The organism is Streptomyces sp. NPDC002206 (assembly GCF_053593595.1).
The window spans coordinates 387,380-401,246 of the sequence record NZ_JBSFCW010000003.1 but is presented as its reverse complement, the minus strand read 5'-3'; the positions used below and the strand labels follow the sequence as shown (position 1 = coordinate 401,246).

Here is a 13,867-nt window from a genome sequence, read left to right as displayed (position 1 = left end):
CTCCGTCAGCAGAGGCACCCGACGTCAATCACTTCGATCACGTTGCCCCGGGCCATGTACTCGACCCAGCACTGATTGCCGAACGCTGCCGCTTTCGCCCCTGGCGGCGGGAACGGAGCCTCGGCCGCGGCGCCAATGAGCATGATGATCTCCTTGCGCGCGTCGGCTGGGACGTCCAGCAGCACGTCGGCGGCGCGTTTGATCAATTCCACTCGCATTGCGCACCCCGTGGCAGGAGCAGCGTTGCACGGCACAGCCCCAGGCCCGGATGGGCCTGCCTAACCAGGGTCTCTCGGCTCGTCCGGGCATGTACAGGGGTACAGCGAAGCCTCTGCACACGCTCGTGCGGGGGCTCACGAATACCCAACCGCACCAACCTCAGCCGCGCGCCTCCGGAGCCCAGTAGGACGGTCCCCCGCCGCACCATTCGAGCAGCTCCGGGTCGTCGATCTTCGTATCGGCCTCGGGCAGGCCTGCGAGGCGTAGGAACTCCACCACGTCGAGCAGGTGGTACGCCGTGCCGACGTACTCATTGCGGATCGTCACCCGCCGTCCGCCGTCCGGCTGCGGCGGGTGAACGATCACGGGCGCTTGTCCGGACATACTCCCAGTGTGCTCCGGCCATCCGAATATGGATCGAGCCCCCGCACTCGCTCGTGCGGGGGCTCAGTCGAGGATCCCTGGCTCGGTGTCCGGTCGGCAGAACACGCACGCCTCCACTTGCGCGTCCGTGAGCGCCATCCGAGCATCCTGCGCCGAGACAGGATGCGTGTTGTTGCTGGTCATCGTGCAGTCGTCGATGTAGACGCCAGGGCAGCGGGCTGCCGGCGCTGACGTCGTACGGGGTCGCGTACGGCGTCCCACCGGGCGCCCTGAGCCTCTGAGCGCTCGGCTGCCGGGTCCCCCCTGGGAGCGCAGTTGGACCCGCTCGGCCCGTGCCCCTACAGGCCGCGTAGTGCCTCGCACAGGTCGTCGTAGGCTGTCCAACAGTCGACGCTGCCGTCTTCGTACAGGCTGCCCATGTACCAGTCGTCGTCACGGACGGGCTTCACGAGGCACAGACTGCGGAACCCGAGCACGATTTCTGGTTGCAGCACCTCGTCGGCTCCGTCGAAGGCGACCCGCTTCACCGCCCTGTTCGGATCCAGGACGACAGCCTCTTGGTCCCCGGATACGTCGCGGATCTGCTGAAGGGTCCACCCCGGAGGAAGCTGTGCGTCTGCCACCCAAGGATGGTCTCATCCACCGCTCATCGAGTTGATGACGACGTCGGGGCTGCCCGGCACGGTCACAGCGAAGGCGCTGCTCGGGTCGCTCGGGCTGCCCGCGAGCCCGGTCCGCGCACCGCTGCGGGCCGCCGGCCGGGAGGCGGCCGACGGGATGCCGGCGGCGTACGAGCGGCTGGCGGCCGCCTCATCAGCGTTCGGCGAAGATCGGCGTCCAGCGTCCGGCCGCGCCGTCGTTCCCCTTGCGGAAACCGCTCAGCGGTACGACCTTGTCGCTGCCGATCGTGACGAGCACGAGCCGGTTGTGGAACTCGTTCGAGCCCGGCGTGATGTCCCAGGCGATGAGCCGCTTGTCGTCGACCCAGGCAAGCAGTTGCTGCCCGTTCACCTTGGTGACCCGCTTGCCGGTGTAGGGGTCGAGGAGCTCGGATGCGGACTTCTTGTTGTTACCTGCGTAGCCGCCCGCGACGAGCTTGCCGCCCGGGGACAGCCCCGCGTCGTTGAACCAGTGCACGTACTCCTCGTTCGCGGGCTTGGCGACCTCGTTGCCCACGAAGTCGTAGTACTGCATGTGGGGACTCGTCGTGAGTCCGGAGTAGACCAGCTTGCCGTCGTGGCTGAAGGCGAAGTCCTGGCGGACGTTGAGGTCGTCGCTGTTGTACGTGACCTCGCTCCAGGAGCCTTTGCCGGAGTCCACGTCGAGGACGTAGAAGCCGGTCCGGTTCGACTGACCGTACTGCGGCATCCAGTCGTTCTTCTTGCCGTCGCCGTCGCTGTCGTAGTCCGCCTTGTACCGCAGGTCGGGGTTCGTGTTGTACGTCGTCGCGACGAGCTTGCTGCCGTCTGGCGAGAACTCGACGCCCGCGACGCCGCGGTCGACCGGGATCCAGCGCTCGACCTCGCCGGTGAGCAGGTTGAGCAGGCCGATCCGCTTGGCGGGCAGGTCCTTTTCCAGGACGGCGGCGGTCCGCATGCCGGGGGCGACGTCGATGACGGACCACTTGGTCGTCTTCACGTACGTGCCGGTCTTCTGGTCGAGGAGCTGGTAGGTGCGGACGGCGACACCGCGGTCGTCCGTCTGCTTGACGTTGCTCCAGGTGTAGTACGCGGCCAGCGCGACGTCCCCCGCCGCGATCAGGTCGCGCGGCGGTGTCTGGTCCGGGTGGGCGATGACGTCGCCCGGGTTCATCTCGCTTGCGAGGAGCACGTCGTCCTTGCCGGAGTCCAGGAGCGGGACCGCCACCGCGACGGCGACCACGGCGGCGGTGGCCGCGGCGGCGGACGCGAGCGCCCGGGTCCGACGGCGCCGTCGGACCGTCAGCACCCGCTCGGCGAAGCCCGGCCCCGGTGCCGGCTGTTCGGCGGCCTGTTCGCGCAGCGAGTCGCGCACCAGTTCGTCGACGTTCACGGACGCACCTCCACAGGCGAGAAGTCACGGGACGGCTGCTGCTCGGAGCCCGCGGGGCCGAGTGCGGCCAGTTCGGGGGCGAGGCGCCGCAGCCGGGCGAGGGAGCGGTGCGTGGTGGACCGCACCGTGCCGACCGAGCAGCCGAGGAGACGGGCGACGTCGGCCTCGGGCAGGTCCTCGAAGTAGCGCAGTACGAGGACGGTGCGCTGACGGGCGGTGAGCCGGGCCAGTGCGGCGCGCATGACGATGCGCAGGTCGGCCGCGCCAGGCCCGTCGTCGGTGCCGTGGCGCGCGGGGTTCTCCAGCGGCTCGGGAACGCTCAGTTCGCGCCGCGGCCACTTCAGCCGCCAGCGACTCACCTGCTGCCGGTAGAGGATCTGCCGTACGTACGCCTCGGGCTCGTCGATGCGGTGCCAGCGTCCCGCGGCCTTGATCAGTGCGTTCTGCAGCAAATCCTCGGCTGCGTGCCGGTCGCCGCCGCTGAGCAGGACGGCGGTCTTCAGCAGCGCGGACGACCTGTTCTCCACGAACTCCCGGAAGTTTTCCTGGCCCTCGGCATCCATCGTCACCTTCTCTTGTTGTTCTGGGATCTTCCTCGGCGGGCTTGCTGTCCTTGATGACGTCCGCGGCGGCCCCCCGCTATGCCTGTGTGTACGCAAAAAATAAGCGGGCGGCCCGCACCGGGATCCGGACGCTGTTGGTAAATCCGGGGCCTGCGTGACGACGGCCTGCACAAGCTCTTCGGTGTCCCGACTGCGTCGACGGCCGACGGTATGTCGGAATCCTCGTGATCGTCGCACGATGGCTCCCGCTTTGGCTCCCCGGTGGGCGTGCGAGTCCCGTGACCGGGCGCTGACCTGCGCAGAGAGGTCCGCGACACCCGGTAGGACTGTTGTGGCGGGCTCAAGGACCCGCTCAGCAGCGATCGAAGAAGACGTGGTCCGGCGCCTCCACTCCGCGCCGTCCGCTCCGTCCCGCCGTCCGCTCCGTCCCGCCGTCCGCTCCGTCCCGCCGTCCGCTCCGTCCCGCCGTCCGCTCCGTCCCGCCGTCCGCGGGCGAGCCGGTGGAGCGGCGCGCGGGCAGCGCGTGCCACCCCTTCCACCACCGTGAGCGGTCGGCCTGCTGATCGACTGTGTCGGTGGTGGCTGGGACGATCGGCGCATGACGACGATCGACTGGGACTCCGCCGCCGACTCCTTCGACGAGGAGCCCGACCACGGGCTGCTCGATCCGGTGGTCCGGCACGCATGGGCGCAGCGGTTGGAGAGCTGGCTGCCCGGTGAGCGCTCCGATGTACTCGACCTGGGATGCGGCACCGGAAGTCTGGCCCTGCTCGTCACCGGGCAGGGCCACCGCGTCACCGCCGTCGACCGGTCGCCGCGCATGGTCGAGCAGGCGCGGGCCAAGCTCGTCGGGACGGGTGCCGAGGTGCTGGTCGGGGATGCGGCCCGACCGCCGGTCGGTAAGCAGCAGTTCGACGTGATCATGGTCCGTCATGTGGTGTGGCTGCTGCCCGACCCCGCGGCGGCCCTGCGGCACTGGTTCGGACTGCTGCGGCCCGGCGGGCGGCTGCTGATGATCGAAGGGGTGTGGGGCGGGGTGGGTCTCTCCGCCGGGCAGCTGACCGGACTCCTCGCCCCGTTCACCGAGCGCATCCACCACGAGCGGCTCTCCGACGACCCGGACCTGTGGGGCAAGCACGTCGACGACGACCGCTACGCACTGCTGGCCCGCGCCGAACCACCGCACCGGCACACCGAGATCGTCGATGTGCATCTGATCCTCCGTCGCGGCCCCGACGTCCTGCTCGCCCGCCGCGCCCGTACGGGATACGCGGACGGGCTGTTCAACGGCCCGTCCGGACATGTGGAGGACGGCGAGGACGTCCGCGAGGCGATGATCCGCGAGGCCGCCGAGGAGATCGGTGTCGAACTGGACCCGGACGAGCTGCGGGTCGCCCTGGTCATGCAGCACCGCGGCCCCGGCGGCGCCCCCCGGACCGGCTGGTTCTTCGAGGCGGAGTACGACCCGGCCCGCCCGCCGTACAACCGTGAACCGGAGAAGTGCTCCGGACTCGCCTGGTTCCCGCTGGACGGCCTGCCCGACGACATCGTCGCTTACTGCCGTGCGGGGCTGGACGGATACCGGGCGGGAGAGCGCTTCCTGATCCACTGGCACGAGGACGGCGACACCGTGGCCTACCAGCCGCACGGCATCCGCCGCGCGGTCCCGCTGCCGTCGGGCGGGGCCGGCACCGGAGGGGTGCACCACATCGAGCTGTGGGTGCCCGACCTGGTGGCGGCCGAGGCGGGATGGGGCTGGCTGCTCGGCGAGCTGGGCCATGTGCCGTACCAGAGCTGGGAGCGCGGCCGCAGCTGGCGGCGCGGCGACAGCTATCTGGTGATCGAGCAGTCGGCCGATCTGACCCCGGGGCCGCATGACCGGCTCCGCCCGGGTCTGAACCACCTGGCGTTCCATGTCCGGGACCGGGCCACGCTGGACGCACTGGTGGCGCGGGCCCCGGACCACGGCTGGCGACTGCTGTTCCCGGACCGCCATCCGTACGCGGGCGGCGAGGGGCACTGCGCCGCGTATCTGGAGGATGCGGCGGGCTTCGAGGTGGAGCTGGTGGTGCGTTAGGTGGTGTCGCGGGACGGGCTCGGCGGTGCCAGCAGCCCCGCGAGCCCGCCCGCCAGGGCCAGGCGTTCCAGCTCGTCCAGCGCCCGGCGGGCGGCATCCGCAGCCGCCGGATCACGTGCGGCCAGGCCGCTCTCCTCGAACTCGTCCTCGTCCAGTCGCAGTACGGAGGAGCCGTCCGCCGACACCCACAGGTCGAGATCCAGGTCCTCCACGAGCAGTTCCCCGTCGCGCAGCACGGCAGGCCGGGTGATGTCGCAGTACCAGCCCTTCAGCGTCCCCCCACCGGTACGGACCTCCTTCACCGCGAACCACCGGTCGCGCCAGTAGTGCTCGGTGAAGACATCGCCCGGCTCGAACCGTACGAAGCCGAAGTCGCGCACGCCCGGCGCGGCCCACGGGGCCGTCACCGTCACCCGGATGCCGTCGTCGCGTACGACGTCCGCCGGGTAGCGGATCTTCGTCCGGCCCGCCTTGACCAGAGCGACCTCAACCGAGCCTGCGTACATGCCGTACCTCCGTGGCGCAGATCTTGTAGCCGAACCATGTGTTGATCGCCAGCATCGGGCCGTTGTCCGCGTCGTTGCCGGTGTACGCGTCCGTGTAGCCGGCCGCGCGTGCCCGCTGCAGCGAGTCGTTCTTGGCGAGCTTTGCCAGGCCCCGGTTGCGGTTCGCCCTGCGGGTGCCCGTCATCCCCGACCAGTAGCGGGTCAGACCGTCGGTGTTCGCCGCGCTGAACGCCGCCACCTGGCCGTCCACCACCGCGACCGAGGTGAGTTCCCGGTCGAGACCGGGGTTGTTCCACGTGTGCTGCAGCCAGTCCTCGTAGTCCGCGAGTTCGGCCGGGGTGTCGCTCGGCTCGTCCGCCGTGGACTCGGCGTCCGCCTCGAACAGCGGCCGCGGGTCGTCGGCGAAGTCGGCGGCCGTACGCAGCTCCACACCGGCCGGGAGCTCCTGACGGGGCGGCAGGGAGCCGTGCGCCAGGTCGAGATGGAGGAAGTGCGCCGGGCGGCTCGGCGTATAGCCGCGCTTCTCGGCGAAGACCCGGTTCGCCGGTTCGTCGAGCACCCAGGTGTAGACGGCGACGGCCCCCGCATCGGCCAGATACTCCTCGGCGGTGCGCACCAGCAGCGAGCCCGCCCCGCGGCCCGCGCGCCGGGGGAGCGTGTAGGGGTTGCAGAAGCCCTGGCCGGATTCCGGGCTGTCATAGGCGATACCGACCTGCGCGGTGCCGATGATCTCCCCGTCCTCCTCGGCGATCAGCAGCCGGTACCGCTTGTCGGGGTGGGCGGTCGCCTGCTCGAAGACGACCTGCTCGGGTGTGGTCACCATGTACGGGAGTGCGGCTCGCCGCACCCGTACCCAGGCCTCGGCATCGGTGGGCAGGAAGTCGCGCACGATGACTGTCATGCGCCGGACGGTACGCGGCGGTCCGGCCCGGTCGCCTCCGAATTTCCGTCGGTGGGGGAGAATCGGTCCGTGACCTTGAAGATCGCGCTTGATCCGGACGCCGGCACCGCCCCGTACGAGCAACTGCGCACGCAGATCGCCGAACTGGCCCGGTCCGGCGAACTTCCCGTCGGCTACAGACTTCCGACCGTACGCGGCTTCGCCGAGGAGCTCGGCCTCGCCGCGAACACCGTCGCCAAGGCGTACCGGGCCCTGGAGGCGGACGGGGTGATCGAGACCCGCGGGCGCAACGGTACGTTCATCGCCGCCGCGGGCGATACGGCGGACCGCAAGGCGGCAGCGGCGGCGCGGGAGTACGCGGAGCAGGCGAAGCGGCTCGGGCTGTCCCGCGCCCGGGCCGCGTCGCTGGTGGAGGATGCGGTACGGGTGGCGTACCAGGGGTGACAGGGCGAACCGGGGCCGTTCGGTGGCCGTTCCGCCATCGAGTGCCGGACGGGCCCGAAAGTTGTCCTCAGGCGCCGGACGGGCTCAACGGTTGTGCCCAAGTGCCGGACGGGCCTGATTTCAAGCCTGTCCGGCGATTGAGGACAACACCTCAGAGGTACAGTCCCGCGTCCGCCCCCGCGTCCTGCTTCGGTACCGACGCCGGCCCGGTGCCGCGCCGCAGTGCGTACAGCTCGGCCAGCGTCGCGCCCTCCCGACCGAGCCCCTCCTCCGTACCCAGCCAGGACACCGCCTCCCGGCGGCTCAGTGGGCCCACCTCGATCCGGGCCAGGCAGCGGCCCGGCCTGACCACCGCCGGGTGGAGCCGTTCCAGGTCCTCATTGGTCGTCACCCCCACCAGCACATTGCGGCCCTGGCCCAGCAGCCCGTCGGTGAGGTTCAGCAGCCGGGACAGCGCCTGGCCCGCCGTGTGCTTGGCCTCGCCGCGGATCAGTTCGTCGCAGTCCTCCAGGAGCAGCAGCCGCCACCGGCCCTTCGTCGTGCCGTCGTCCTCGCCGATCGCGATGTCCATGAGATAGCCGACGTCGTTGAAGAGCCGCTCCGGATCGAGTACGCAGTCGACCTGGCACCAGTCCCGCCAGGACCGCGCCAGCGTGCGCAGCGCCGATGTCTTGCCGGTGCCGGGCGGGCCGTGCAGCAGGAGCAGCCGGCCCGCGATGTCGTCCGGGGTCACCTTCATCAGCCGGTCCATGGCGTCGGCCACCGGTGCCGTGTAGTTGTTGCGCACCTCGCCCCATGTGCCGGCGGCGATCTGCCGGGTGGTGCGGTGCGGGCCGCGGCGCGGGGAGACGTACCAGAAGCCCATCGTCACATTCTCGGGCTGCGGTTCCGGTTCGTCCTGGGCGCCGTCCGTCGCCTGATCGAGGATCTGCTGCGCCAGCTCGGGGGTGGTCGCGGTGACGGTGACGTCGGCGCCGCGGTTCCACCGCGAGATGAGGAGCGTCCAGCCGTCGCCCTCGGCGAGTGTGGCGCTGCGGTCGTCGTCACGGGCGGCGCGCAGCACCTTGGCGGCGGGCGGCAGCAGCGTCGCCCCGGACTTCACCCGGTCGAGGGAGGAACTGTGCGAGTACGGCTGCTCGCCCGTCGCGAAGCGGCCGAGGAACAGCGCGTCGACGACATCGGCAGGGGAATCGCTGTCGTCGACGGTGAGCCGGATCGGCAGAGCGGCCTCAGGGTTGGCAGACATGGCGCCCATGATCCGGCACGCAGGCACCCGACGCACCCAGGTTTCGCCACCTCCCGTCAACCGGCCCGCACATGGGCCGTTCACTCCGCGGCAGCCGCTTTGTCCGTTGGTGCGAAAGATGCCGGATTCCGGTGTGATGCAGCCTCAGGAGGTCGTCAGGAAGCGCTCATCCGATCGACTTGGCATGGACACTTCCGGACCGACGATGCTGCTGCTACCACTGAGTAGGCAGAGATCCTGCCGGTTCGGTCCAAGGGAGGTTCTATGAAAATGTCCAGACTTGTGGCGTTCTCGTCCTCGCTCCTGCTCGGTGCCGTACTTGCCCTCACCGGGGCAGCCACCGCGAACGCCGCATCGTCCGTCCTGGCCGTCGACTACGTTGCCCTCGGCGACTCGTACTCCTCCGGGGTCGGGTCCGGCAGCTATGACAGTGCCAGTGGTGACTGCAAGCGCAGCACCAAGGCCTACCCCAACCTCTGGGCGAGCGCCAACTCGCCCGCGTCGTTCGCCTTCACCGCCTGCTCGGGTGCCCGCACCGACGATGTGACGGCCGGACAGCTCTCCCCGCTCAACTCCTCGACCGACCTCGTCTCGATCTCCATCGGCGGCAACGACGCAGGCTTCGCCGATGTCATGACCACCTGTGTGCTCCAGTCGGAGTCCACCTGCCTCAGCCGGATCGCCACAGCCCGCAGCTACGTCGACACCACCCTGCCCGGCAAGCTCAACTCGGTGTACACGGCGATCAGGTCCAAGGCGCCGTCCGCCCATGTGGTCGTCCTCGGTTACCCCCGCTTCTACAAGCTCGGCGGCAGCTGCATCGCCGGTCTGAGCGAGACCGAGCGCTCCGCCATCAACAGCGCGTCCGACTACCTCAACGCGGCAACCGCCAAGCGCGCGGCCGACCACGGCTTCACCTTCAGCGATGTCGCCGGGAGGTTCACCGGGCACGAGATCTGCTCGGGAAGCGCATGGCTGCACAGCGTCAACTGGCTCAACATCGGTGAGTCGTACCACCCCACCGCAGCCGGACAGTCGGGCGGCTACCTGCCCGCCTTCAGCTCCGCCGCCTGACCCGGGCGGACCGCCCGGATCACTCCTCCGCCGGGTAGGAGGCCCCGTTCGACGGGGTCTCCGTCCGGCAGGTCACCGAGAACTCCACCCCGTTCGAGGTGACCGCGACCGGACTCCTGACCTCCAGCGTGATCGTTCCGTGGTACGTGGTGTCCTGCTGGTACGTCAGTTCTGTGTGCGACACCTGCTTCGCGCGCCCGTCGCCGGAACCGAAGGACAGCGACTGCCAGCCGGGATCGGAACTCGTACCGTCCTTCAGCACCCACCGGTACTCGACCTCCACCGGCGTACGCCCCACCGTGACGGTCGCCTCGACCGCAGGCGCCGATGCGTGCGGGGGAGGACAGCTGCCCTCGTAACTGCCGCGCACCGAGGTGAGATAAACCGTCACGGTCTGCGGCGGCGGCTTGCTCGTACTGCTGTGGCTGCTCGCGCCGCCTACGGCCTTGCCCGCGGTGTCGCCGTCGCCGGTGGAGCTGCTGCCGCCCTGCGCTCCGGCGGATCCGGGCGCCTCCTGTGCGGCGGGCGTCGTGTGCGGAGCGCTGCTGGTCGCACCCGGGCCGCTGCCCGTGGCACCTCCCGTGTCGCCGTCGTCGCCCCGGTCCGCGAGCGTCCAGATGATCCCGCCGACCGCCAGCAGCAGCACCGCCACGCCCACGGCGAGCAGTGCGACCGCCCGGCGCGGCGGCCCGGCGGGGGTGACTTCGGCCGTCGTGGACAGGTCCGGGGAGGGCGGTGGTGGTACGGGAAGGGGTGCCCGGGGTGTGAGGGTGCCGGCCGTCGTCGTCGGACCGTACGGATCCGGCGTACCCGCCCCGGTAACGCGCGGCGCCCCGCCCGCCGCGATGATGCGCAGCTGGTGCTCGGCCTGTTCGGCGGAGAGCCGCTCGGCGGGATCCTTGCGCAACAGCCCCTCGACGACCGGGGCGAGCGGGCCGGCCCGCCGGGGCGGCGGCAGTTCTTCGTCGACCACCGCCCGGAGGGTGTTCAGCGGTGTGTTCTGACGGAACGGCGAATTGCCCTCGGTCGCGGCGTACAGAAGCACTCCGAGCGACCATAGATCCGACTCGGGCCCCGGCGTGCGCCCCAGTGCGCGTTCCGGTGCGAGGAACTCCGGCGAACCGATCAGCTCACCCGTCATGGTGAGTGCGGACGTCCCCTCGACCATGGCGATACCGAAATCCGTCAGCACCACCCGCCCGTCGTTGGCGAGGAGCACATTGCCGGGCTTCACATCACGGTGCAGCACCCCGGAGGCATGGGCGCTGCGCAGCGCGGCCAGCACCTCCGCGCCGATGCGCGCGGCCCGCTGAGGGGTCATCGGACCCTCGGCGTCCAGCACTTCGGACAGTGCAAGCCCCCGGATCAGCTCCATCACGATCCACGGGCGGGAGTCCTCGGTCGCCACGTCGTAGACGGTCACCACATTGCGGTGCGAGACCCGGGCCGCCGCCCACGCCTCCCGCTCCAGGCGCGCGTACAGCCGTTGTACGTCGGAGGAGGCGAGCCCCGACGGGGCGCGGACCTCCTTCACGGCGACCTCTCGCCCCAGCACCTCGTCGCGCGCCCGCCACACGACCCCCATCCCGCCCTGGCCCAGGGGGCCCAGCAGGCGGTAGCGGCCCGCGATCAGTCGGTCGTCGCCCGGCACTTCGCTCACGGTGATCCCCCATCCGCAGGAGTGGCGGCAGCACGGCGGAAACCTCTCCACGCTAGCTCAGACCGGCCCGTTCCAGACCCCCTTGCGCAACAATCCGCCGCTGCGGTGCAACTGCTCCCGATCTGTCCAACTCGCCCTGGAATCGAGCGAATTATGAGTCCGGTCGTCAACCTCCGTATGTGTGTGCTCAATCCGGCGACCGGGATACACGAGTGTCATAGTGGGGGGATAGGGTTAACCTGCCCGGGCCGGGTGCCCTCGTACGGGTGGGGAGTGACATGGAACAGATAGCGATGCGCAGCAGGCCGCGTGTGCCTGCCATCACATGTGGGAGCAGCGCGACCAGTTCGCGCCTCGACCGCCATCTCGCAGTGCTCGGCGGTCCCGCCGTCCCGCAGCGCGAGAGTGCGGAAGCGACGCTGCTGATGCTCGAGCTCACCTCGCGCGACGCCGCGCGCACCCGCCGGAGCAGGAGCGCGCGTGTCTCGCTCTTCGCGCCGCTGCGGCGGCTGCGGCGCTCGCTCTTCGGCGGCCGCCACTGACCCGACGGCCCGTCACCACCGATCCGGCCCCTGACCGGTCGCCCGTCCCTGACTGAACCGGCCGACCGCTCGGGCCGCTCAGGCGATCACACCGTCCCGGCGCAGCGTTGCTCCCTGCTCGTCCGTCATCCCCGCGGCCCGCAGCAGCGCTTCGGTGTGCTCGCCGAGCGCCGGTACGGTTCCCGTTCCCGGCTCCCGTCCCCGGTGCCGCGCCGCCCCGGCACCGTGATCGGCGGGAGCACGGCCGGCGACGTCCGCCCGGATTGCCCGCCAACTCGGGTGCCGGTTCGCGGAGTCGGTGCCACTCCCGTTGTGCGCCGTACGGGCCGACGGCGGGTGCGGGCGAGCCCGTGTACGTAACAACTTTTTCATCACGAGATGTTGACGTCGAAAACTTCCCGGGCCAGGGTGCTGATCGTTTGGCACGTACACGGCACCTCACCCCCGGAGGCGTACATGTGTGACCTGCACGATCAGCACGAGCACGCGCACGAAACAGCCATGGCGGCCGGTCCGGTCCTCAGCCGGAGACGGATCATGCAGATGCTCGGCGCGGCAGGGGTGACCAGCGCAGTGATGGCGGCCGACGCCGACCCGGCGATGGCCGCGGCCGCCGAGGCGACCGACGCCGCGACGGACGACGGTTACGAGGCTCCGAAGGGACTGGCGCAGGACAGCCCGGCCAAGCAGGCGGCGATGGGCTGGATCGACGGCAACAGCGGCCGGATCACCGGGCTCAACGCGGAGATCTGGGACCACGCCGAGCTCAGCCTGCGCGAATGGAACTCCTCACTGGCCGAGGCCGGATTCCTGGAGAAGGCGGGCTTCGACATCGAGTTCGGCACCGCGGGCTTCCCGACCGCGTTCACCGCCACGTTCCGCTACGGCAGCGGCGGCCCGGTCCTCGGCTTCAGCGGGGAGTACGACGCGCTGCCCGGGCTCTCGCAGAACAAGGGCGTCGGCCACCACGACCCGCGCGAGTACATCCACGACCCGTTCGCGCCCGGTTACGGCCCCGGACACGGTTGCGGGCACAGTGCGCTGGGAACGGCCGCGGCGGCCGCCGCGGCAGCCGTCGCCCAGGCCGCGGAGAAGCACCGGCTTCCGGTCACCGTGAAGTTCTTCGGCTCGACGGCCGAGGAGACACTGATCGGCAAGACGTACGCCGTCAGCAAGGGCGTGTACGACGGCCTGGACGCCTTCCTGGACTGGCATCCGTCCACGGCCAACGCCACCGGCTGGGGCACCACCACCGCGATGACGGCGGTGACGTTCACCTTCCTCGGGGTCGCCGGACACGGCGGCACCCCGCTCGGCAACAAGAGCGCGCTGGACGCCGCCGTGATGATGGCGACGATGTCGGAATTCCTGCGCGAGGAGAACCTCGCCCCGTCGGGCCGGCTCCACTGGGTGATAAACAACGGTGGAGACATCCCCAATGTCACCCCGGAGATCGCCGAGATCTCGTACTACGTACGCGAAGGCAGCCCGGCCCGCGTGCAGGTGCTGCTCGACAAGGTGATCGCGGTCTCCGAAGCGGCGGCGAAGGCCAGCCAGACCACGGTCGGACACCGGATCACCTCGGCCTGCTGGAACCAGCTGCCGTCGAAGTCCTTCGCCGAACTGCTGCACGAGAACATGACGCAGATCGGTCCGCCCGCGTTCACCGACGAGGCGCACGCGTTGGCGAAGGAACTCCAGGAGTCACTCGGACTGCCGGCCGCCGGCATGCACGACAAGGTCGGCGCGCTCACCCCGCCCAACCCGGTCTTCATGGGCGGCGGTTCGACCGATGTCGCGGACATCAGCTGGAATGTGCCGACCGTGTCGATGGGCGCGGCCCTGGCCCCGATCGGCACCAAGATGCACACCTGGTCCACGGCCGCGTGCGCGGCCGCCGCTCCCGGTCAGGCGGCGGTGCTCGCGGCGGCGAAGTACCTGGCGGCGACCGCGGTCGATCTGCTCACGCAGCCGGAGCGGCTGAAGGCGATCAAGGCCGAGTTCGCGGAACGCACCAAGGGGCTGGAGTGGAAGACGGCGCTGCCGGAGGGCTATGAGCCGCCGATGTACGAGCCGCCGGCCTGGTTCCTGAAGAAGACCGGACAGAAGTGGCCGCCGAACAACATCACCTGGCCGCCGAAGCGGGTCGTGTCGCACGAGAAGTTCTCCTCGCTGGGACCGGAACTGACACCACAGAAGTAGAGGGCGGGCGCCGGGCGT

The 13,867-nt window shown here is 70.3% G+C and carries 15 protein-coding genes and 2 pseudogenes; 6 read left to right on the top strand and 11 right to left on the bottom strand.

Going from position 1 to position 13,867, the window contains the following annotated elements; all coding sequences use genetic code 11:
* Window positions 1-5: 5 nt before the first annotated feature.
* The 4 genes from ACWCP8_RS09945 to ACWCP8_RS09930 all read right to left on the bottom strand — a co-directional run bounded on the left by ACWCP8_RS09945 (window position 6) and on the right by ACWCP8_RS09930 (window position 1,226).
* Window positions 6-218 carry a hypothetical protein gene (locus tag ACWCP8_RS09945; protein ID WP_352266543.1) on the bottom strand — a complete coding sequence of 71 codons (213 nt, stop codon included), beginning with the start codon at window positions 216-218 and terminating at the stop codon, window positions 6-8.
* A gap of 160 nt (window positions 219-378) precedes the next feature.
* Window positions 379-603: a hypothetical protein gene (locus ACWCP8_RS09940; protein ID WP_451115209.1), complete on the bottom strand. Its 225-nt coding sequence runs from the start codon at window positions 601-603 to the stop codon at window positions 379-381.
* Between the two features lie 63 nt (window positions 604-666).
* Complete coding sequence (locus ACWCP8_RS09935; protein WP_352266541.1) at window positions 667-864, bottom strand: DUF6233 domain-containing protein; 198 nt, start codon at window positions 862-864, stop codon at window positions 667-669.
* Between the two features lie 77 nt (window positions 865-941).
* The gene (locus tag ACWCP8_RS09930) at window positions 942-1,226 is read right to left on the bottom strand and encodes a hypothetical protein (RefSeq protein WP_352266540.1); all 285 of its coding nucleotides are present in this window, start codon (window positions 1,224-1,226) and stop codon (window positions 942-944) included.
* Window positions 1,227-1,245: 19 nt separating this feature from the next.
* On the opposite strand from ACWCP8_RS09930, the pseudogene ACWCP8_RS09925 reads away from it, so the two are divergent.
* Window positions 1,246-1,413, top strand: a pseudogene (locus ACWCP8_RS09925) (4-hydroxy-tetrahydrodipicolinate synthase); the annotation flags it as partial.
* Between the two features lie 3 nt (window positions 1,414-1,416).
* On the opposite strand, the gene ACWCP8_RS09920 reads toward ACWCP8_RS09925, so the two are convergent.
* Both ACWCP8_RS09920 and ACWCP8_RS09915 read right to left on the bottom strand, forming a co-directional pair.
* Complete coding sequence (locus tag ACWCP8_RS09920; protein ID WP_352266539.1) at window positions 1,417-2,634, bottom strand: WD40 repeat domain-containing protein; 1,218 nt, start codon at window positions 2,632-2,634, stop codon at window positions 1,417-1,419.
* Complete coding sequence (locus tag ACWCP8_RS09915) at window positions 2,631-3,197, bottom strand: SigE family RNA polymerase sigma factor (RefSeq protein WP_451115206.1); 567 nt, start codon at window positions 3,195-3,197, stop codon at window positions 2,631-2,633. Before ACWCP8_RS09915 ends, ACWCP8_RS09920 begins: the two co-directional genes overlap by 4 nt.
* 598 nt (window positions 3,198-3,795) lie before the next feature.
* Between ACWCP8_RS09915 and ACWCP8_RS09910 the strand changes: the two genes are divergently transcribed.
* Window positions 3,796-5,274: a trifunctional class I SAM-dependent methyltransferase/NUDIX hydrolase/VOC family protein gene (locus ACWCP8_RS09910; protein WP_352266537.1), complete on the top strand. Its 1,479-nt coding sequence runs from the start codon at window positions 3,796-3,798 to the stop codon at window positions 5,272-5,274.
* On the opposite strand, the gene ACWCP8_RS09905 is transcribed toward ACWCP8_RS09910, so the two are convergent.
* Window positions 5,271-5,780 (bottom strand): DUF402 domain-containing protein, encoded by a 510-nt coding sequence (locus ACWCP8_RS09905; protein ID WP_352266536.1) that lies wholly within the window; start codon window positions 5,778-5,780, stop codon window positions 5,271-5,273. The two genes, ACWCP8_RS09910 and ACWCP8_RS09905, sit on opposite strands and share 4 nt — an antisense overlap.
* On the bottom strand, window positions 5,761-6,681 hold the full coding sequence (locus ACWCP8_RS09900) for an N-acetyltransferase family protein (RefSeq protein ID WP_451115204.1): 921 nt from the start codon (window positions 6,679-6,681) through the stop codon (window positions 5,761-5,763). The genes ACWCP8_RS09905 and ACWCP8_RS09900 overlap by 20 nt, the downstream gene beginning before the upstream one ends.
* Before the next feature lie 69 nt (window positions 6,682-6,750).
* On the opposite strand from ACWCP8_RS09900, the gene ACWCP8_RS09895 reads away from it, so the two are divergent.
* Window positions 6,751-7,125 carry a GntR family transcriptional regulator gene (locus ACWCP8_RS09895; protein ID WP_352266534.1) on the top strand — a complete coding sequence of 125 codons (375 nt, stop codon included), beginning with the start codon at window positions 6,751-6,753 and terminating at the stop codon, window positions 7,123-7,125.
* Window positions 7,126-7,276: 151 nt separating this feature from the next.
* On the opposite strand, the gene ACWCP8_RS09890 is transcribed toward ACWCP8_RS09895, so the two are convergent.
* On the bottom strand, window positions 7,277-8,371 hold the full coding sequence (locus ACWCP8_RS09890; RefSeq protein ID WP_451115202.1) for a DUF5925 domain-containing protein: 1,095 nt from the start codon (window positions 8,369-8,371) through the stop codon (window positions 7,277-7,279).
* Between the two features lie 264 nt (window positions 8,372-8,635).
* Here ACWCP8_RS09890 and ACWCP8_RS09885 point away from each other — a divergent pair, with 264 nt between their 5' ends.
* Window positions 8,636-9,445 carry an SGNH/GDSL hydrolase family protein gene (locus ACWCP8_RS09885; RefSeq protein WP_352266532.1) on the top strand — a complete coding sequence of 270 codons (810 nt, stop codon included), beginning with the start codon at window positions 8,636-8,638 and terminating at the stop codon, window positions 9,443-9,445.
* Between the two features lie 19 nt (window positions 9,446-9,464).
* Here the strand turns inward: ACWCP8_RS09885 and ACWCP8_RS09880 are convergent, their stop codons facing one another.
* The gene (locus ACWCP8_RS09880; protein WP_451115200.1) at window positions 9,465-11,105 is read right to left on the bottom strand and encodes a serine/threonine-protein kinase; all 1,641 of its coding nucleotides are present in this window, start codon (window positions 11,103-11,105) and stop codon (window positions 9,465-9,467) included.
* A 278-nt stretch (window positions 11,106-11,383) separates the two neighbouring features.
* On the opposite strand from ACWCP8_RS09880, the gene ACWCP8_RS09875 reads away from it, so the two are divergent.
* Window positions 11,384-11,647: a hypothetical protein gene (locus ACWCP8_RS09875; protein WP_352266530.1), complete on the top strand. Its 264-nt coding sequence runs from the start codon at window positions 11,384-11,386 to the stop codon at window positions 11,645-11,647.
* A gap of 78 nt (window positions 11,648-11,725) precedes the next feature.
* Here ACWCP8_RS09875 and ACWCP8_RS09870 read toward each other — a convergent pair.
* Window positions 11,726-11,892 (bottom strand): annotated as a pseudogene (locus tag ACWCP8_RS09870) (CoA transferase); the annotation flags it as partial.
* Window positions 11,893-12,103: 211 nt separating this feature from the next.
* On the opposite strand from ACWCP8_RS09870, the gene ACWCP8_RS09865 reads away from it, so the two are divergent.
* Entirely contained in the window at window positions 12,104-13,849 is a 1,746-nt protein-coding gene (locus ACWCP8_RS09865) for an amidohydrolase (protein WP_451115197.1), read from the top strand.
* Window positions 13,850-13,867 lie beyond the last annotated feature (18 nt).